This is a genomic window from Faecalibacterium sp. 7 (assembly GCF_049562865.1).
Taxonomy (GTDB): domain Bacteria; phylum Bacillota; class Clostridia; order Oscillospirales; family Ruminococcaceae; genus Faecalibacterium; species Faecalibacterium wellingii.
On the sequence record NZ_CP186911.1, the window covers coordinates 2958519 to 2976856 of the forward strand.

Genomic DNA, 18338 nt, shown 5'->3' on the forward strand with positions numbered 1-18338 from the left:
ATGAACTGCTCTTCGGGTATAGCCCGGGGATTCCGACCCCACAAGGCGAGCGCGGCACAGGCCGTAGCTGCTTTCTTTACCCGGTTATTCTACCACAGGCAGAAAGCGCTGTCAAGCACTTTTTATGCGTTTTGCGGGAAAAATATGACTTTTGAACCCTCTCAGGCGCTGACGCGCCAGCTCCCCCGAATGGGGGAGCTTTTACCGAGAAGGCAAACTTTCCGGTTATTGCACAAAGCTCGCCCTTCGGGAGAGCTGGCAGCGCCGCAGGCGATGCCTGAGAGGGTTTTCCTCCTACACCTCGATCAGCTTCCCCAGCTCCAGCGAGCAGATGCCCTTATAGGTCACCTTCTTCGGGGCAAAGCGCTTATCGATGGCAAGGGCGTAGAGGTTCAGCTGCGCGCGGTAGGCCCGCAGGAAATCTGCCTCGGTCTTGCGGCGGTCGGTCTTGTAGTCCAGCAGTTCCAGATGATCCGGATATACCAGCACAAGGTCTGCGATGCCCTGCACCAGCACCTGCTCTCCCTCGGCCCGGACGCCCTCTGTGCCCTGCGCAGCCAGCACCGCTTCGGCTGGCAGTGCCGTGATGAACGCCAGCTCCCGCAGCACCTCGTCTGCTGCGCAGATCTTTGCAAAGGCCTCGCCTTCCACAAAGCGGCGGATCCGGCTCACATCCAGCTTTTCCGCGATCTCCGGGGCCACAAGCTGCCTGTCCACCTGCCGCTGACGCTCGGCCAGAATGGCTTCCTCAAGCCCGCCCGCGTCTTTTGCAGCTGCAAGGGCCGAAAAGTCTGCATGTTCCAGAAAGACGTGCAGGGCCGTACCCATTTCGGCAGCGGTCAGGCCGTCTCTGGAAAGGAAAGCAGGCCGTTCCAGCGTGGTCTGCTCGGCTTTGTGCACGATGCTGGTCACGCTGACCTTGGCGGGCACAGCGGCCAGCTCTGCCGCCGGGTACCGCCAGACAAAGCCTTCCCGTAGCCCGGCCACCAGAACTGGGTCTGCCGGGGCGGCCGCGGGCTGTTCCGGCTCCTGCCCGGACGCTTCCGGTTCCGGCCCGACCTCCTGAACCGATACGGTGATCTCGCTTTCCGTAAACACGAAGGGCAGCTCCAGATCTCCGGCCAGCCGCCGCAGCGGCCCGCCAAAGGGATGCACCAGCAGCGCCGCACGCAGCCAGTCAGCAAAGCTGTTTGCCTGCCGGTTCAGAGTCTCCCCCGCACCTGCCGCCAGAAACGCCGCCGCCCGGGCAAAGGGATTGCCGGTCTTGGTCATGCCCAGCGGGATGGTCAGGGTTCGAGCATATCCTGTGCGCGGGTGAGCGCCACATACAAAAGGCGCATCTGCTCGCTGCGGGTCTCCTGTGCGTGAGCATTGGCAAGGGCGGTGTATGCGGCGGTCTTGTACAGGTCGCCCTGTTCCGGACGCAGCCGCAGGCCTGCCCCGTATTCCCGATGCAGCAGCACCGGCTGATAGGTGTCACTCAGGTTGAAGTGCCGGGCCGTATCGCCCACGAACACCACCGGAAACTGCAGGCCCTTGGAGCGGTGGATGGTCATGATGGTCACGCAGCCCGGGCGTGCGCCGCCCGGCACTGCGTCCTGCCCGGTGGAGCCTGCCTGTGCCGCCGCATCGATGGCACGCACCAGCGCCGAAATGCCGTTTGTGCCGGATTCCGCACAGAACGCTGCAAACCGGCGGGCATCCTCCCGGCGGCGGGCTCCGTTTTCCAGCACGCCCAGTGCGGCAAGGTAGCCGGTGGAGACAAAGATCTCTTCCAGCAGCTGCTCTGCCGGAACGCTGCGGGCCATGCGCCGCAGCTCAGTCAGCCGGGCGTAAAAAGCCTTCACCTTTTGGGTGAACGGTGTTTCATTTTCGCTCTGCACCACCTGCAGCACTGCGCCGTACAGGCTCATGCGGGTGTGCTTTGTGCCGGGCTCCTGCTGTTTTTTCTGCGTTTCCTCGCTGCAGGCCCGCAGACGCACAAGGTCGTCGTCTGTAAACCCGAACATCGGCCCCAGCATGGCGGCAGCAAGATAGATGTCCTGCGCCGGGTTGTCGATGACCTTTAAAAGCGAGATCAGCGGACGGATGTGCGGGGCTGTCATCAGATTTTCCCGGGCGTCCGCGTAGACCGGGATGCCCCGGGCCGTGAGCGCTTCTTCGTAGGCCAGAAAATCGCCGCGTGCCGCCAGCAGGATGCAGCAGTCCTCGTACTGCACCGGGCGGGTGGAGCTGCCGTCCCGCACCGGTGTGCCGTTTTGCACCAGCTCTTCGATGCGCTGGGCGATCCACGCCGCGTCGGTCTCAGCAGTGTCGTCCGGCAGGAAGTGTGCCTCCACGCTGCCGGCGTATTCGCCGGGTGCACCGCACACCAGCCGCTGGCCGTCGCCATAGGCGGTATCGCCCAGCCGGGGCGTCATGAGCTGTTCAAAGATAAAGTTGATGCCTGCCACCACCTGCGGGGCCGAGCGGAAGTTGGCATCCAGTGCCAGCAGTGCATCGGTGCCCGGCGTTCCCTCCGCCGGACGGGGCCGTGCCGTGCCGCCGGGCAGAGGGGCCCAGACATCCAGCTTCGTCCGGAAGATGCTGGGGTCGGCCTGCCGGAAGCGGTAGATGCTCTGTTTCAGGTCGCCCACCAGAAACAGGTCGTCCCCCGCCGGGGATGCAAGGCAGCGGTAGATTGCGTCCTGCAGCGCGTTGGTGTCCTGATATTCGTCCACCATCACAGCGGCATAGTTCTGCCGGATGCTCTGGCACAGCGGGGTAGGTTCTCCCTCCGGCGTGCGCAGCAGCCGCAGGGCCTGATGCTCAAAATCGCTGAATTCCAGCAGCTTGCGCTCCTTTTTCTTTGCCGAGAAACGGGCATCAAAGTCCCGCACTGCGGCAAACAGGGCCCGCAGCCGGGGCAGTGCCTCCCTGCGGTCGGCTTCGGCTTCCTCCTCGCTGCAGGAGATAAGCTCCGTGATCTGCTCGAACAGCTTGGCGGCTTCGTCCGTGCGGGTGCGCACCGCCGCCTTGTGGTCGCCGGTCAGCCGCTTTTTCATGCCCTTGAAGCCGGGCATCTCCTCCATGCCCAGCACATAGGGCGTGAGCTTATCATAAAGTGGTGTCCACTCCCCTGCCGCCGCCAGCCGCTCCACCTCGCCCAGCAGGGCGGCGGCGCTTTCCAGCCGGGAGAGCGGCTCTGCAAATTTATCGTTGACGCCTGCTGCGGCCTTGGCTTTGGAGGCTGCCGTCTTGCCTTTTTCCTCGGCCTGCGCCTGCGCAAGGGCAAAGTCCTCTCTGCAGTCGGCCAGCGCCGCCGTCAGCAGCTCCCGGGCCGCTCCGGCGCAGCGGGCCGCTTCGGCCAGCAGCAGGTCATGCCAGCAGGTGGAGCTAAAACCGTTCTCCTGCTGCCATGGAGCCAGATATTCGTCCATGCGGCGGTCGTAGTCCGGCAGTGCACGCAGAAAATCGTACACATGCAGGATGGTATTGCCTGCGGCCTGATCGGTGCGGCCCTTACCGTAAAGGTCTGCAAAGGCGCAGAAATCCGGGTCGCGGTAGGCATTTTCCAGCGTTTCGGCCAGCGCCGAAGCCCGCAGCACCTCCACGCTGCCGGGGTCTGCCGGGGCAAAGTCCGGCGGGATGTCCAGCGCCTGAAAGTGTTTGTGCAGCAGATCCAGACAGAAAGCATCAATGGTGCAGATGGGTGCCCGCTGCAGCAGCATCCGCTGGCGGCGCAGGGCCGTGTTGTGGGGCTGCTGCACGCTGAGCCGCAGCAGTGCCTGCCCGATGCGGGCCCGCAGCTCTGCCGCCGCCGCATTGGTAAAGGTGACGATGAGCAGCCTGTCTGCATCCACCGGGTGCTCCGGGTCTGTGATGAGCCGCACGGCACGTTCGGTCAGCACCGCTGTTTTGCCGCTGCCCGCCGCCGCACTCACCAGCAGCGCACCGCCCCGGTCCTCGATGGCGGCCCGCTGGGCTGGGGTCCATTTGGGTTCGCTCATGCCTGCTCACCTTCCTTCTCGTTCTCGGTCTCTTCCGGCTCAAAGGGCTTGGCCGGAGCCTCCAGCGCACGCTCACCGATGCCGGTCTCGTGGCAGCAGATAAAGCTGTAGTCGCACCAGACGCAGGGGTTCCTGCCTGCCCCGGCTACCAGCGGTTCCGCTTCGATGCGGCCGCTGTAGAGCTGGCTGCCCATCTGGGTTACAAGGTCATCCAGATGCAGCTGGATCCGGTTGAGCTTGGCGATATCCGCACGCTTATCCTTCTGGTTGGGGCTGGGCTTGCCGTCCCGGTAGCCAAAGGGCAGGTAACGGCCGGTCTCGGCGGCGTCCATGGCATCGAACACCCGCTGCTCGTCCCGCACAAGGCCGTCCAGCTCGTATTCCGTTCCGCGCTCTGCCTGCTGCCGGGCCGTGGTCTTGGGGGCCGGGTCTGCCAGCAGGTACAGAACACCTGCGGGTTCCGCGCCGGTAAAGCGCCCGCTTTTATCCCGGGTCAGGCTGAACAGATACAGCAGCATCTGGCAGTCCAGCCCGCAGTAGACCTCCTTCAGGTTCAGCTTTTTGGTGCCGGTCTTGTAGTCCACCACCCGCACCCAGCGGGTGCCGTTTTCCTCCACCCACTCGTCGGCGCGATCCACCGTGCCCACCAGCTGCACCGTGCGTCCGTCCGAGAGATGATACACCTGCCCGGGCACGGCATCCTCCCCGGAGCCGATGCGCAGCTCGCAGGCTGCCGGGTGGAAGCAGGACTGCTTCTGTTCGTCCCGCAGATAGCACAAAAGGCCGGTCATGCTTTTTTTGAGGCGGGAGAGCAGGTAGGTGAACCGGGCCGTATCCTCGGGCAGATAGCGCTTTGCATATTCATCCACCAGCAGGCTGGCAAGGCCCGCCATGGCTTCGTCGTCCAGTTCCAGAAAAGGCGTCAGCGCCTTGCAGGGGTTATCCGCAGCCGGGTGCGGGTCCAGCGCCATCTGCAGCACCCAATGCATCAGGGTGCCGCTCTGGTCGGCTGAAAGCTCGGCCCGCCTACGAGGGCGCAGGCCCAGCACATACTGCAGGAAATAGCCATACCGGCAGGTATAGTATTTTTCCAGCTGGCTGGGCGAAATGCGCAGCCGCTGCCCCAGCAGGCCGCTCAGCGCGGACAGGTCGTTCACCTGCCGGGGCGGGTCCTCCTCCATGCGCTGCAGCAGTGCAAGGCCCCGGGGTGCATCCGTCTGCGGCAGGCGCAGCGCCTCGGTCAGGCTGGCGCGTTCCGTGTCGGTCAGCGGCCAGCCGCCCAGCGTATCCAGTGCATCGGCGGGGGTAGCCGCAAGGTCGGGAAGCTCCAACTCCGGTGCCGCCGGGTGCAGGGCCTCCACGATAGGCTCCAGCGCTGCGCACAGGGTCTTGCCCTGCCCCTTGGGCCAGCTGAGCCACAGTCCCTTGGCCGGAACGGTAAGGGCCTTGTAAAAGCACACCTGCTCACGCACCACGCGGTTCTCAAAGCAGTCCGGCAGGTCGATCTGCTTTGCCATCAGGGCATCGCGGTCGGCGTGGGTCAAAAGGCCCGTCTCGGACGGCGCACAGGGGAACTCCCCTTCCGCAAGGCCCAGCACAAATACATAGTCCGGCGCATCCAGACGCATTTTGCCGGCGCTTGCCAGCACCACCGCGTCCAGCGTCTGCGGGATGTGCCCAAGGTCCGACGAGCGCAGCAGCAGGCTGAACAGTCCTCATATTCCGCAAGGGTCACGCCCTGCCCGCCCAGCAGGTGGGCCATTTCGTCCAGCAGCTGCATTACCACGTTCCACTCCCGGGCCGCTTCCTCTGCCGCCGGGATGCCCCGGGCCGCACGGATGGACTCGATCTGTGCGGCCTGCTGTTCCTCGGCTCCCAGCTCCTTCAGGCAGAAATACAGCGCCCGGCTGATCTGCTCCGCGTTGGCCCCGCGCACCCTGCCGCGCAGGCTGTCCACCGCCGTCACCAGCAGCTGACGGGCCTTTTCGGCATCGGCCAGCGTTTTCCGGTCCTCATCGGTCAGCTCGTTCTCGCCAAAGCCCCGGGGGCTTTTTTCAAAGCCTGTCCGCCACGCCGCCGCATCGGGCGACCAGGTGTAGGCATAGTTTTCCAGCGCACAGACCTCCGGCTCGCTCAGGGCACACAGGCCGGTCTTGGCCAGAACGGTCAGGTTCTCGGTCATGTCCGCACCGCGCACAAGGGCCAGCAGCGCCCGCACCGCTGTGGCCGGGGCGCTGAACTCCGGCGTGGTGGGTTCATCGCAGTAGAGCGGGATGTCTGCCATGCGGAACTCGTACCGGATGGCGGCGCGATAACCGGCGATGTCGCGGCAGACCACCGCGATCTTTCCGCAGCGCACGCCCTGCCGCATCAGGCGGTGGATGGCCGCAGCGGTGCAGCGGGCTTCCTCTTCCCGGCTGGCGGCCGCAAACAGCCGCACCTCCGGCGCCGCAGGCGGCACCTCACAGGTACCGGTCTCCAACAGTTCCGTCACAGCGGCAAGGCCGGGGGCGTCCCTGTGGCGCAGGTCTGTGCGCAAAAGCTCCGGCACTGCCGCTTCGGCCCCGTTTTTGCGGGCCAGCTGGCGCAGCTGCGCCGCCACCTGCTTTGCGCCGGAAAACAGCCCCATCTCCCCCGGCACCATGGGGGAACCATCGTCACACAGGGCCACCGTGACCGTGGGCAGCGCCGCCAGCATCGCACCCATCAGCCGCTTTTTGGGGGCGTTGAAGGTATCAAATTCGTCAATGAACACCTCCCGCTCCCGCAGAAAGTCCGGCAGCTCGCCCCGGGCAAGGGCAGCTTCCAGCCGGGCCGCCGCCAGCTCCAGCCGGTCGGAGGGGTCCATGCCGGTGCCCGCCAGCAACGTCTCGTAGCCCTGAAAGATCAGCGCCAGTTCGCTCAGCTTGCCGCTCTCGGGGCCGCAGTCCCGGGCCAGCTCTGCCAGCTGTGTGCCGGAAAGCCCGGCGCTCTTCAGCTCGTCGATGGTCTGGGCCGCCATCTGGCAGAAGGCTGCACTGCGGCGGTGGCGGTAGTAGTAATGCACATTGTCCTGCAGCTCTTCCAGTGCGCGACGCACCAGCACGGCCCGGCCTGCGTCCGAAAGGGTCTGCACCGCCGCACCGCCCTCGGCGGAGAGGATGCGCTCGGCCAGACTGGTAAAGGAAAAGCTTTCCACCATGCCGGAAAGCGCATCGCCCAGTTCCCGGTAGATGCGGCCCTCTGTGCTGGAAGTGAACTGTTCCGGCACCAGCAGGATGCTGTACCGGCCTGCCTCGGCCCGGGCACGGATGCGGGAATAGAGCAGCGTCGTTTTGCCGCTGCCGGAGCCGCCTAAAACCAGTTTGAGCATGGGGCACTTCCTCCTTGAAAAACGATCTGTGTTTATTGTAACACGAAAATCCTCTCAAAAAAAGTGTGATTCTCTACCCTTTCGCCTGCAGCTGTGGTACACTTGGACCGACAAACTTTTCCACACAAGAGAGGAAGCCTGTATGAAAATTTTAGCTGTTGACTACGGTGACAGCCGCACCGGCCTTGCCACCTGCGACCGCACCGAGTTTCTGACCGCAGCCATCACTCCGCAGATCACCCTGAAAGCCCGCAATAAGGTAGCCGCCCGGGTATGCGAGGTGGCAGAGGAGATCGGTGCCGAGCTCATCGTCATCGGTCTGCCGCTGAACATGGATGGTACCGAGGGCGAGCGCGCCGCCAAGAGCCGCAAGCTGGCAAAAACGGTCGAAATCTGGAGCGGCCTGCCCGTGCGCATGTGGGACGAGCGCCAGACCACCTGCGCCGCTGCCGACCTGCTGGACGAGAGCGGCACCTTTGGCACAAAGCGGAAGGAAATTCTGGACTCTGTGAGCGCCACGGTCATTCTGGATGACTATCTGGCGTGGCGGAAGGAGCACCCGGGGGAAATATAAGAAAAAGGACACCTGGCGGTGTCCTTTTTCTTATTCGTACTGCGTAATGCTCACGCTGTTGATGGTGATGTCCTCACGGGGCTTCTGGTTTTCGTCCACGGCAGTCTGGCCGATGGCATCCACCACGTCCATGCCCTCGTACACCTGTCCCAATACCGTGTCGGTGTAGTCGAGGTAGGGCGCACCGCCCGCCGTCTGGTAGGCAGAAACGACCTCTGCGCGGTAGCCGGCACTGTTCATCTGATCCACCAGCTCCTGCGTCACAGACTGCTCTCCCGGCAGGGTCTGCACCACGTAAAAGACGCTGGCGCACTCGCCGGAAGCATCCGTGCCCATGCACAGGGCACCGGAATAATGGTGCAGGCTGTCAGTGGTCTCAGCCGGGTAGCGGCTGCCGTTCCAGATGGTGCCGCCCCTGCCGTCGGCCCCCTGTCCGGCCTCCACCACGAAGCCGCTCTCCGCACGGGAGACTGTCAGGCCGTTGTAGTAACCCGCCTGTACAAGGCCCACAAAGTTATCATAGGCTTGCGGGGCCTTATCCGGGAAGAGCACTGCCCGGAACACGCCCGCCGAGGTATCGAACACCGCAACGGTATCCCCCGCCGCCGGGTGGGTGAACTGCAGTTCTGCCGACTCCACCGCCGGGCGGTCGATCTTCTGGGCGGTGCTGCCGCCTCCGCCGACGCCGCCAAAGCTGCAGCCGGTCAGGGCCAGTGCTGCTGCCAGCACCAGTGCCGCCCATCTTTTTTTATGCATCATTTTCACCCACGCTCCATACACTCTAGTAACCGCACGGCACACCGTGCGCAAAAGATTCAGAGGATAGTATATCATATTCTGCCCCAGAGTGCGAGAGCAAATGCGTGAAAATTTGTTACACAATTTCTGTGCGAAAAAGCATCTTGACGAGCAGGCAAAAAAACGCTACACTATATGCAGACCCGAGCGGGCGGCACACAAGCGGCCCGTTTTATGACACGATACAGGAGACGCTATCTATGTCTGATGAGATCAAGAACCCCAATACCGAAGAGGAAAATCAGCCCGACCTGATGACCCTGGAAGATGAGGACGGCAACGAGATCACGTTTGAAGTGATCGATGCGCTGGACTACAAGGGCGTGCATTATCTGGCTGCTGTGGAATACGCCGAGACCGAGGAAGAGGCTGAGAACGCTCAGCTGGTCATCCTGAGCGTCGGCGAAGACGATGAAGGCGAGTATCTGGACGTCGTGGATGACGACGAACTGCTGCTGGAGCTGGGCAAGCTGTTTGAAGAGCGCCTGAGCGACGAGTACGACATCGAAGAATAATTCCAGACAAATTACCCGGCAAGACTTCCTGCCCGGCTCGATTTGTTGCGGTTTATATGATCCTACTAATCATTCAACGGGAGCCCGGAGTTCTCCGGCGGATTGCAGACCTCCCCGCCATGGGTCGACCATGGAGGTTCGATGAGGAAGCGTGAATCCGGCGACAGGGCACCCACCTGTCCGTAAGGGTAGGTTTGATTGACCGCAGACGACCGGGCGGGATCTTTTTATAGCAATCCATCCACCTCTGTCCTCTGCAAAAACAGAGACAGTGTGTGGATTTTTTTATTTCCCTGAATATGGAAAGGATGTGCATTGCGGCATGAAGTCAGAACATCTGGTTGGCACCTCCATCCCCCGTTTCACCTTTGATACCCCCACCACACCGGGAAACGATTTTTATAAGCTGTGCGAGGGTGAGCACCCGCTGGTGATGATCTTCCTGCCAGCCTTCGACCACCCTGTCACCCGGGAATACCTGACCCGCTACCTGCAGACCCTGCCCAGACTGCGCGGCGTGCGTCTGGCCTGCGTGGTGCACTCTTCGCCCCGCACGGTGGCAAAAGCCACACAGGGAGCCGAGTTTCCCTTCACGCTCATCTGCGACGCGCCGGGGGTGCTGTACGGCTATCTGGGCGTGGAGCAGGCCCGGGGCATCCTGAGCTGGAGCTTTGCGGCCCAGCGCATCTACAAAGCCGCCAGAGAGCAGGGCTACCGCTACGACAGCAGCGCCCCGCAGCTGCTGCCGCTGACGCTGGTGGTGGGCCATCAGGGCAGCATACCTGTTCACCCACTCCGGCCGCAGCCAGACCGACCTGCCCGAGGACTGCGCCGCCATCCGGGAGATCACCCGCGAGGTGGTGCGCACCATGGCCGAGGACCAGCGGCGTGCACATCCCCACTGCTCGGACGAGACGCTCACCCTGCCGGATCTGGTAGGCTGGGACGATTTGGACGGAAGCAGTAATTGAGTCAACAAGCAAAAGCACCTGTCATTGACCCTCTCAGGCGCTGACGCGCCAGCTCTCCCGAAGGGAGAGCTTTTTTGTTTCTGGAGGACAGGCACAATAAAGCTCCCCCTTTCGGGGGAGCTGGCAATGCCGCAGGCATTGACTGAGAGGGTCATTCATCCGTTTCGTCCGAAAACAGCCCCGGGATGCCGCACAGGGCTGCGATGCCCACCAGTGTGAACACGATGCGGGACCAGATGGATGCGCTGCCGCCCAGCAGCCAGCCCACAAAATCGAACTGGAACAGCCCCACAAGGCCCCAGTTGATGCCGCCCACGATCAACAGGATCAGGCAGATTTTATAAAAGGTCTGCACAAAAAAGACCTCCTTCCCTTGCGGACAGTATGCCCCGTGGGAAGGAGGTCTATGCATTTTTATCGGCTCACCCGTGCGCCGCCGCGGTCAGGCTGCGCCACGTACACCTGCTTCCAGCGCCGCTTTGCGGCCTGTGCAGCAGCCCGTGCGGCCCCTTCGTCCCGGAACACGCCGAACACCGCCGCACCGCTGCCGGTCATCAGGGCGGTGACAGCGCCATGCTCCCGCAGCAGAGCCTTGATGGCCCCGGTATCCTTTGCTCCGCTGCACTCTTCCAGCGCATTGCCGGCGGCGGCGCAAAGGGCATCCAGATCTCCGGCACGGATGGCGGCTTCCTGTGCGCCGCAGTCCGGGTGGACGCTGCTGCCCACCCGGTCGTAGGCCGCAAAGGCCTCCGGGGTGGAAACGCCGTAGTCCGGCATCACCACCGTGAACCAGCACTCCGGCACCGGCGGCAGGGCTTTGAGGAAGTCTCCCACGCCCTGCACCCGGCAGGTGCCGCCCATCAGGGCAAAGGGCACGTCCGCACCGATTTTTGCGCCCAGTGCACACAGCTCACTCATGGAGAGCCGCGCACCGTACAGCTCGTTCATGCCCACCAGCACAGCGGCGGCGTCGGCGCTGCCGCCTGCCATGCCTGCCCGCACCGGGGTATTTTTATAGATGGTGATGTCCACGCCCGCCAGAAGGCCGGTGTAGTCAAAAAAGGCCAGCGCTGCCTTGATGGCAGTGTTTTTGTTATTGGGGGCCACCAGACTGCCCGGCAGCCGCAGGTTCAGGTAGGGGCTGCGGCGCAGCACCACCCGCTCGTAGAGGGTGATGGCCTGCATGGTCATGTCCAGATCATGGTAGCCGCTCGGCAGAAGACCCACCACATCCAGCGCCAGATTGAGCTTTGCGGGGGCCAGAACGGTCACGCAGTTCAGCCTTGCCATTTGTTCCTCCTCAGATGCCGTGATAGATGCCGTTTTCCTGCAGGAATTCCCGGATGCGCCGGAGCGCTTCCTTCAGATGCTCCACGCTGTAGGCGTAGGAAATGCGGGCGTAGCCTTCGCCGGAAGCGCCAAAGGCGTCGCCGGGGATGATGGCCACATGCTTCTGTTCCAGCAGTTTCGTGCAGAAATCCTGACTGCTCATGCCCGTGCTCTTGATGCAGGGGAAGGCGTAGAACGCGCCGCGCGGTTCAAAGCAGGTCAGGCCCATATCGTTGAAGGCCTTCACCACAAGGCGGCGGCGCATATTGTACTCGTCGCGCATGTGGTCGATCTCGCCGTCGCACTCCTTCAGGGCAGTGATGGCGGCGTACTGGCTGGTGGTGGGAGCGCTCATGATGGCGCTCTGGTGGATCTTGGTCATGATCCGGATGATGGGTGCCGGACCGCAGGCATAGCCCAGACGCCAGCCGGTCATGGCATAGGTCTTGGAGAAGCCGTTCACCACGATGGTGCGCTCTGCCATATCGGGCAGGGTGGCAATGGACACATGGGGCCGCAGGCCGTAGTTCAGCTCGGCGTAGATCTCATCCGAGAGCACCATGATGTTGGTGCCGCGCAGCACCTCAGCAACCGCTTCCAGTATCCTCACGCTCCATCACCGCACCGGTGGGGTTGTTGGGGAACGGCATGATGAGCAGCTTGGTGCGGGGGGTGATGGCAGCCTTGAGGGCATCGGCACGCAGGCGGAACTCGTCCTCCTGACGGCAGGCCACATGCACCGGCACACCGCCGGACAGGGTGGTGATGGGCTCGTAGCACACAAAGCACGGTTCCGGGATGATGACTTCGTCCCCGGGCTGCACCAGCGTGCGGATGCACATATCAATGGCTTCGCTGCCGCCCACCGTGATGAGCACCTCGTGCAGCGGGTCGTAGTGCAGGCCCATGCGGCGCTCCAGATACTTTGCCACCTCGGCGCGCAGCTCCTTCAGGCCTGCGTTGGAGGTGTAGCGGGTGCGGCCATGCTCCAGACTCTCGATGCCGGCTTCGCGCACGGCCCATGGCGTTTTGAAGTCCGGCTCGCCCACGCCCAGACTGATGCACTCGGGCATTTCGGCAGCCAGATCGAAAAATTTGCGGATGCCGGAGGGGCGCATGGCCTCAGCGGCAGGCGCGATCAGTTTATCGTAGTCCATCACAGCACCGTGCACTCTCTTTCATCGATTTCTTCGTCCTGATACAGGCGGCCCTCCTTTTTATAGGTGCGCAGCACAAAGTGGGTGGCGGTGGACAGCACATCGTCCAGCGGAGACAGGCGCTTTGCCACGAACAGAGCGATCTCCTGGAAGGTCTGGCCCTTGATGACCAGCTGCAGGTCGTAGCCGCCGCTCATCAGCAGCACGCTCTCCACCTCGTCAAAGGAGGCAATGGTGGCTGCGATCTCGTCAAAGCCGCGGCTCTTCTTGGGGCTGACGTTCAGCTCGATGACGGCTTCCACACGGTTGACCCCGGCCTTTTCCCAGTCCACAAGGGTCTTGTAGCCCTTGATGATGCCCTGTGCCCGGGCCAGATCGATCATGGCCGCCACCTCGGCGGGAGATTTATTCAGCATCGTGGCGATGTCCTCAATGGGCAGCCGCGCATTGTCTTCCAGGATCTTCAAAAGCTGTTCCATAGTATCTTGCTCCTTCTCAGCCCGTAACCGGGAAATAAATTATTTATAAGTATAGCACAAGCTGTAAAAGATTGCACCCAATTTTTGGGATAGAATGTCTTTTTCCCTTCGTGTCTGTTCTTTTTTACAAAAAGTGTGTTCAAATTTTGCCAAATCTGCTATACTGAAAGGGTAAGAGTGTGCCGGAGCTTTTGCGGCACCGTTCATCAAAAGGAAAACGAGGGTGGAAACGATGAAAGCATTCATTACCGTCATTGGTCACGATACCGTGGGCGTTGTTGCCAAGGTCGCCGGTCTGTGCACCGAACTGAACATCAACATCGAGGACGTGACCCAGAGCATCCTGCAGGGCATGTTCGCCATGATCATGCTGGTGGATATCTCCAAGTGCAATGTGAGCCACGAAGAGCTGCACAAGCGCTGCGATGCACTGGCCGCCGAGATGGGGATGCAGATCAACGTGACCCGTCAGGAAGTCTTTGACGCCATGCACACCATCTGATGGAGGGAGTACACTGCAATGAGTATGTTTAATACCGGTGACATCCTCGAGACCATCGAGATGTTCACTCAGGACAATCTGGATGTGCGCACTGTCACCATGGGCATCAGCCTGCTGGACTGCATCGACCCGGACCCGAAGAAGGCGTGCGAGAACATCTACAACAAGATCACCACCAAGGCCGCAAGCCTTGTGCCCACCGTGGAGCACATCAGCGCCGAGTACGGCATTCCCATCATCAACAAGCGCATCAGTGTCACCCCCATTGCCATGCTGCTGGGTGCCTGCCCGGATGCCGACCCCGTGGACTTTGCAAAGACCCTGGACGCCGCCGGCAAAAAGGTGGGCGTCAACTTTGTGGGCGGCTACAGCGCTCTGGTGCACAAGGGCTTCTCTGCCGGTGACCGCCGCCTGATCGAGTCCATTCCCCGTGCGCTGGCCGAGACCGACATCGTGTGCAGCTCGGTGAACATCGGCGCCACCAAGGCCGGCCTGAACATGGACGCCGTCAAGCTCATGGGCGAGGCCGTCAAGAAGGCTTCCGAGCTGACGGCTGACCGTCAGTGCATCGGTGCCGCAAAGCTGGTGGTGTTCTGCAACGCACCGGAGGATAACCCCTTCATGGCCGGTGCATTCCACGGCCCCGGCGAGCCGGATTGTGGAGATCCACGTGGGCGTTTCCGGTCCCGGCGCTGTGCGCGCCGCACTGGCCCGCCTGCCCAAGGATGCCCCCATCGACGAGGTGGCAGAGCTGGTCAAGCGCACCGCCTTCAAGATCACCCGCGTGGGCCAGCTGGTGGCAAACCTTGCCTCCAAGGCTCTGGGCGTGCCCGCCGGCATCATCGACCTGTCGCTGGCACCTACCCCCGCCATTGGCGACAGTGTGGCCAATATTCTGGAAGAGATGGGCCTTGAGACCTGCGGCTGCTGCGGCACCACCGCCTGTCTGGCCCTGCTGAACGATGCCGTGAAGAAGGGCGGCGTGATGGCCTCCAACCACGTGGGCGGTCTGTCCGGTGCCTTCATCCCGGTCAGCGAGGACGCCGGCATGATCAGCGCCGCCGAGATCGGCTGCCTGACCATTGAAAAGCTGGAAGCCATGACCGCCGTCTGCTCGGTGGGCATCGATATGGTCATCATCCCGGGCGACACCACCCCGGCCGTCATCAGCGCCCTGATCGCCGACGAAGCCGCCATCGGCATGGTGAACAGCAAGACCACCGCCGTGCGCGTCATTCCCGCCATTGGCCGCAAGGCCGGTGAGGTGCTGGACTTTGGCGGTCTGCTGGGCTATGGTCCCATCATGGCCGTGAACCAGCACGACCCGTCCGTGTTCATCAACCGCGGCGGCCGCCTGCCTGCCCCCATGCAGTCGCTGAAGAACTAAGAGAATAAATCTACTCCAACAGGCCCATCCTCTGGATAACATTTCCAGAAGAAGGGTCTGTTTTTATGTTATCCAGAATGCTTACACGCTCTCAGATGGCTCTGCTCTGCCTTGGCCTGTTTCTCGCCCTTGCCCTGTGCGGCGCATGGCAGACATTTGCATGGGGCCGCACCCAGCTGGACACCGGGGCGCTGGTGTGCGCCGACACCCTGCGGCTGCACATCCGGCCCGAGAACGATTCCATCGCCAGCCAGAGCGCAAAGCTCCATGTGCGGGACGCCGTGCTGGCCTATCTGGACGCCGCCTGCCCTGCCGAAAGCAAGCCTGACGCCCTTTGCTGGGCGGCGCGGCATTTGTTTGAACTGCAGCTCACGGCCCGGCACGCGCTGGCAGAGCTGAACATCCGCGCCCCGGTGCAGGTGCAGCTGGTGAACATGTACTTCGATACCCGGCGCTATGGTTCGGGCATCCTGCCTGCCGGGCGGTACGACGCGCTGCGCATCCAGATCGGTGCCGGAAAAGGCCGCAACTGGTGGTGCGTGCTCTACCCGGGCCTGTGCCGCTCTGCCTGCGGGGGCTACGCCCGGCCCGCCGAAAACGACCTCGTCTGCGGGGAGTACATCCTCCGGCTCCGGCTGGTGGAATGGGTGCAGCAGCGCACCGCCCGCCGGGAGGACGTGGTGCTTGTGGGGTAACGCCCGGCGCTTTTGCCGCATAGCATGTGGCGAAAGGAGTGTGTTATCCACTATGGCGATCCCTGCTTATTATTCCCTGCTCCAGCGCGGCTCCTCCGGGCCGGACGTAGCTCTTGTGCAGACCTGGCTCAACGGTGTGCGCGACGCCTGCACATGGTACAGCGAGCTGAAGACCGATGGAAAGTTCGGCATTTCCACCGAGAACGCCGTGAAGGAGTTCCAGCTGAAAAACGAGATGAATGTGGACGGCAAGGTGGGCGCGAACACATGGAACGTGCTCTACACCCGCTACACGGCCAAGCACGGCCTGCATGTGCCCTACCCCGGCATTGCCCTGCGCAGCGGCTCTTCCGGCGGCACAGTGCGTCTGGTGCAGCAGAAGCTCAACTCTCTGGGCGAGCGGCTGACCGCAGACGGCAGATTCGGGGCTTCCACAGCTGCAGCGGTGCAGCGGTTCCAGCGCCGCAACGGCCTTACCGCCGACGGCGCGGTCGGCAAAGAAACGTGGGAGAAGATGTTCTGATCATTTGCAGGTCGTAAAACGATCTGGAATGGCCGCCGCGTGCGCTTTGGCCATATTCAGCGGAATAAACTTTTATTATTTGTGGATCGGAAACAACGGCGGTTGTTTCCGATCCACTTTTTCACAGTTGGGGCCGTAACCGTCAGCAGCATTTTCAAGAGCGGCTTCTGCGCTTTGACTCCTGATGCATAAAAGCCCGCCCTTTGGGAGAGCCGGCAATGCGAAGCATTGACTGAGAGGGTTTTCCCTTTTTTGTTTTCCTTGCCCCCACCCCCGCCCTGCTGTATAATAAAGAAAACTCTGAAAAGGCGGTGTTTCCGTTTGCGTTTTCTGCATCTTTCCGACCTGCATCTGGGCAAGCGGGTGTGCGAGTTCTCCATGCTGGACGACCAGCGGTACATTCTGGAACAGATCCTCTCCCTGCTGGACAGCACGCCCGTGGACGGTGTGCTGCTGGCGGGCGACCTCTACGATAAGCCCGTTCCCCCTGCCGAGGCCGTGCGCCTGCTGGACTGGTTCCTCACCCAGCTGGCTGAGCGGCAGCTGCCGGTGTTCGCCATCAGCGGCAACCACGACTCCGCCGACCGCATTGCTTTCGGCGCGGCCCTGCTGCAAAACAGCCGGGTGTACGTCAGCCCGGTGTTTTCCGGTGCGCCGGTGCCCATCCCCCTCACCGACGAGTACGGCACGCTGGATGTGTACCTTCTGCCCTTTCTCAAGCCCGCCATGGTGCGGCATGTCTGGCCGGACGAGCCCGTGGAGAGCTACAACGATGCCCTTGCCTGCGTGCTGCGCCACTGCCCGCCGGACCCGGAGCACCGCAGCGTGCTGGTGGCCCATCAGTTCGTGGCCGGTGCCGCCTGCTGCGAGAGCGAGGAGGTATCGGTGGGCGGCGTAGACAGCGTGGACGCCAGCCTGTTCGATGCCTTTGACTATGTGGCCCTCGGCCATCTGCACAGCCCCCAGAGGGTGGGCCGCGACACCGTGCGCTACTGCGGCACCCCGCTCAAGTATTCCTTTTCGGAGGCCCGGCAGCACAAAAGCGCCTGCTTTGTGGAGCTTGGCCCCAAGGGCGAAGTGTCCATCACCACCGCGCCGCTCACCCCGAAGCACGATCTGCGGGAGGTGCGCGGCAGCTACATGGAGCTGATCGACCGCCGCCGCTACGCAGGCACCGCCGTGGACGACTACCTGCACATCACCCTGACCGACGAGCAGGATGTGCCGGACGCGCTGGCCCGCCTGCGGGTAATCTACCCCAACCTGATGCGGCTGGACTACGATAACCTCCGCACCCGGGAAGATCAGCAGATCACCGCACCGGAGCGCGCCGAGAGCATCACCCCGCTGGAGCACTTCTCGGCGTTCTACCAGCTGCAGAACAACCAGCCCCTGACCGCTGAGCAGGCGGCATTCTGCCAGCAGCTCATTGAGGAGATCTGGAAGGAGGGCGAGGACGCATGAGACCGCTCAGACTGACCCTTTCGGCCTTTGGCCCCTATGCGGGCGAGACCGTGCTGGAACTGGAAAAACTGGGAAAAGGCGGTCTGTACCTTGTCACCGGCGACACCGGCGCAGGCAAGACCACCCTGTTCGATGCCATTACATACGCCCTGTACGACCATTCCAGCGGCGGTGTGCGCGAGGGTGCCATGCTGCGCTGCAAGTATGCCGACCCCAGAACACCCACCTTTGTGGAGCTGGAATTTGAGGTGAACGGCCAGCGCTATACCGTGCGCCGCAACCCGGAATACACCCGTCCCAAGGTGCGCGGCGAGGGCTTTACCACCGAGAAGGCGGATGCCGTCCTCACCTTTCCCGACACCCGCCCGCCGGTGACCAAAGCCAAGGACGTGACCGCCGCCGTCATGGAGATCATCGGGCTGGATTACAGCCAGTTCTGCCAGATCGCCATGATCGCACAGGGACAGTTCACCCGGCTGCTCAACGCCTCCACCGAAGAGCGCAGCCGCATCTTCCGTAAGCTGTTCCGCACCCAGCGCTACGCCCGCCTGCAGGAGCGCTTGCAGGCCGAAAGCGCTGCCCTCAGCCAGCAGCGCACCGCCC

At 62.8% G+C, this 18338-nt stretch carries 15 protein-coding genes, 1 other RNA gene and 3 pseudogenes; 10 read left to right on the forward strand and 9 right to left on the reverse strand.

The annotated features are described in order from the left end of the window. Nucleotides 1-294 precede the first annotated feature (294 nt). Genes ACKXF7_RS14805 through ACKXF7_RS14820 form a run of 4 tightly spaced genes read right to left on the reverse strand, consistent with a single transcriptional unit; the run spans nt 295 to nt 7341 of the window. Nucleotides 295-1272 (reverse strand): PD-(D/E)XK nuclease family protein, encoded by a 978-nt coding sequence (locus ACKXF7_RS14805; RefSeq protein WP_423741727.1) that lies wholly within the window; start codon nt 1270-1272, stop codon nt 295-297. A gap of 14 nt (nt 1273-1286) precedes the next feature. Further along, nucleotides 1287-3989: a UvrD-helicase domain-containing protein gene (locus ACKXF7_RS14810; RefSeq protein WP_423741728.1), complete on the reverse strand. Its 2703-nt coding sequence runs from the start codon at nt 3987-3989 to the stop codon at nt 1287-1289. Beyond that, nucleotides 3986-5638: a PD-(D/E)XK nuclease family protein gene (locus ACKXF7_RS14815; protein WP_423741729.1), complete on the reverse strand. Its 1653-nt coding sequence runs from the start codon at nt 5636-5638 to the stop codon at nt 3986-3988. Before ACKXF7_RS14815 ends, ACKXF7_RS14810 begins: the two co-directional genes overlap by 4 nt. Then, entirely contained in the window at nt 5530-7341 is a 1812-nt protein-coding gene (locus ACKXF7_RS14820) for a PD-(D/E)XK nuclease family protein (RefSeq protein WP_423741730.1), read from the reverse strand. Before ACKXF7_RS14820 ends, ACKXF7_RS14815 begins: the two co-directional genes overlap by 109 nt. Nucleotides 7342-7483: 142 nt before the next feature. Here ACKXF7_RS14820 and ruvX point away from each other — a divergent pair, with 142 nt between their 5' ends. Next, complete coding sequence (gene ruvX, locus ACKXF7_RS14825; protein ID WP_423741731.1) at nt 7484-7915, forward strand: Holliday junction resolvase RuvX; 432 nt, start codon at nt 7484-7486, stop codon at nt 7913-7915. Nucleotides 7916-7945: 30 nt separating this feature from the next. On the opposite strand, the gene ACKXF7_RS14830 is transcribed toward ruvX, so the two are convergent. Next, nucleotides 7946-8674 (reverse strand): peptidylprolyl isomerase, encoded by a 729-nt coding sequence (locus tag ACKXF7_RS14830; RefSeq protein ID WP_423741732.1) that lies wholly within the window; start codon nt 8672-8674, stop codon nt 7946-7948. Nucleotides 8675-8913: 239 nt separating this feature from the next. Between ACKXF7_RS14830 and ACKXF7_RS14835 the strand changes: the two genes are divergently transcribed. From ACKXF7_RS14835 to ACKXF7_RS14845, 3 genes are all read left to right on the forward strand, one after another. Then, a complete protein-coding gene (locus ACKXF7_RS14835) occupies nt 8914-9228 on the forward strand; it encodes a DUF1292 domain-containing protein (RefSeq protein WP_249238333.1) in 315 nt (104 codons plus the stop codon). Nucleotides 9229-9250: 22 nt separating this feature from the next. Next, nucleotides 9251-9455: non-coding RNA, 6S RNA (gene ssrS, locus ACKXF7_RS14840), on the forward strand. 95 nt (nt 9456-9550) lie between these two features. Continuing rightward, complete coding sequence (locus tag ACKXF7_RS14845; RefSeq protein WP_423741733.1) at nt 9551-10195, forward strand: hypothetical protein; 645 nt, start codon at nt 9551-9553, stop codon at nt 10193-10195. Between the two features lie 155 nt (nt 10196-10350). On the opposite strand, the gene ACKXF7_RS14850 is transcribed toward ACKXF7_RS14845, so the two are convergent. The 4 genes and pseudogenes from ACKXF7_RS14850 to ACKXF7_RS14865 form a co-directional block, all read right to left on the reverse strand. Beyond that, nucleotides 10351-10554 (reverse strand): DUF378 domain-containing protein, encoded by a 204-nt coding sequence (locus ACKXF7_RS14850; protein ID WP_338428204.1) that lies wholly within the window; start codon nt 10552-10554, stop codon nt 10351-10353. Nucleotides 10555-10613: 59 nt separating this feature from the next. Further along, entirely contained in the window at nt 10614-11489 is an 876-nt protein-coding gene (ispE, locus tag ACKXF7_RS14855) for a 4-(cytidine 5'-diphospho)-2-C-methyl-D-erythritol kinase (protein WP_348583827.1), read from the reverse strand. Nucleotides 11490-11499: 10 nt separating this feature from the next. Beyond that, nucleotides 11500-12685 (reverse strand): annotated as a pseudogene (locus ACKXF7_RS14860) (pyridoxal phosphate-dependent aminotransferase). Beyond that, nucleotides 12685-13164: an Lrp/AsnC family transcriptional regulator gene (locus ACKXF7_RS14865; RefSeq protein ID WP_005944413.1), complete on the reverse strand. Its 480-nt coding sequence runs from the start codon at nt 13162-13164 to the stop codon at nt 12685-12687. The pseudogene ACKXF7_RS14860 and the gene ACKXF7_RS14865 overlap by 1 nt, the downstream one beginning before the upstream one ends. A gap of 232 nt (nt 13165-13396) precedes the next feature. Between ACKXF7_RS14865 and ACKXF7_RS14870 the strand changes: the two genes are divergently transcribed. The 6 genes and pseudogenes from ACKXF7_RS14870 to ACKXF7_RS14895 form a co-directional block, all read left to right on the forward strand. Next, the gene (locus ACKXF7_RS14870; protein ID WP_249238329.1) at nt 13397-13666 is read left to right on the forward strand and encodes an ACT domain-containing protein; all 270 of its coding nucleotides are present in this window, start codon (nt 13397-13399) and stop codon (nt 13664-13666) included. Between the two features lie 24 nt (nt 13667-13690). Then, nucleotides 13691-15053: pseudogene (locus ACKXF7_RS14875) on the forward strand (PFL family protein). A gap of 65 nt (nt 15054-15118) precedes the next feature. After that, the gene (locus ACKXF7_RS14880) at nt 15119-15748 is read left to right on the forward strand and encodes a stage II sporulation protein R (protein WP_423741734.1); all 630 of its coding nucleotides are present in this window, start codon (nt 15119-15121) and stop codon (nt 15746-15748) included. Between the two features lie 52 nt (nt 15749-15800). After that, the gene (locus ACKXF7_RS14885; RefSeq protein ID WP_423741735.1) at nt 15801-16271 is read left to right on the forward strand and encodes a peptidoglycan-binding domain-containing protein; all 471 of its coding nucleotides are present in this window, start codon (nt 15801-15803) and stop codon (nt 16269-16271) included. Between the two features lie 321 nt (nt 16272-16592). Beyond that, nucleotides 16593-17735 (forward strand): exonuclease SbcCD subunit D, encoded by a 1143-nt coding sequence (locus ACKXF7_RS14890; RefSeq protein WP_423741736.1) that lies wholly within the window; start codon nt 16593-16595, stop codon nt 17733-17735. Then, nucleotides 17732-18307 (forward strand): annotated as a pseudogene (locus ACKXF7_RS14895) (AAA family ATPase); the annotation flags it as partial. The gene ACKXF7_RS14890 and the pseudogene ACKXF7_RS14895, both read left to right, overlap by 4 nt. Nucleotides 18308-18338: the final 31 nt, after the last annotated feature.

Bases quoted from the DNA above. Each gene is read 5' to 3' on its own strand.
- ACKXF7_RS14805 (WP_423741727.1), bottom strand. From the start codon at position 1,272: ATGACCAAGACCGGCAATCCCTTTGCCCGGGCGGCGGCGTTTCTGGCG.
- ACKXF7_RS14810 (WP_423741728.1), bottom strand. From the start codon at position 3,989: ATGAGCGAACCCAAATGGACCCCAGCCCAGCGGGCCGCCATCGAGGAC.
- ACKXF7_RS14820 (WP_423741730.1), bottom strand. From the start codon at position 7,341: ATGCTCAAACTGGTTTTAGGCGGCTCCGGCAGCGGCAAAACGACGCTG.
- ruvX (WP_423741731.1), top strand. From the start codon at position 7,484: ATGAAAATTTTAGCTGTTGACTACGGTGACAGCCGCACCGGCCTTGCC.
- ACKXF7_RS14830 (WP_423741732.1), bottom strand. From the start codon at position 8,674: ATGATGCATAAAAAAAGATGGGCGGCACTGGTGCTGGCAGCAGCACTG.
- ACKXF7_RS14835 (WP_249238333.1), top strand. From the start codon at position 8,914: ATGTCTGATGAGATCAAGAACCCCAATACCGAAGAGGAAAATCAGCCC.
- ACKXF7_RS14845 (WP_423741733.1), top strand. From the start codon at position 9,551: ATGAAGTCAGAACATCTGGTTGGCACCTCCATCCCCCGTTTCACCTTT.
- ispE (WP_348583827.1), bottom strand. From the start codon at position 11,489: ATGGCAAGGCTGAACTGCGTGACCGTTCTGGCCCCCGCAAAGCTCAAT.
- ACKXF7_RS14865 (WP_005944413.1), bottom strand. From the start codon at position 13,164: ATGGAACAGCTTTTGAAGATCCTGGAAGACAATGCGCGGCTGCCCATT.
- ACKXF7_RS14870 (WP_249238329.1), top strand. From the start codon at position 13,397: ATGAAAGCATTCATTACCGTCATTGGTCACGATACCGTGGGCGTTGTT.
- ACKXF7_RS14880 (WP_423741734.1), top strand. From the start codon at position 15,119: ATGTTATCCAGAATGCTTACACGCTCTCAGATGGCTCTGCTCTGCCTT.
- ACKXF7_RS14885 (WP_423741735.1), top strand. From the start codon at position 15,801: ATGGCGATCCCTGCTTATTATTCCCTGCTCCAGCGCGGCTCCTCCGGG.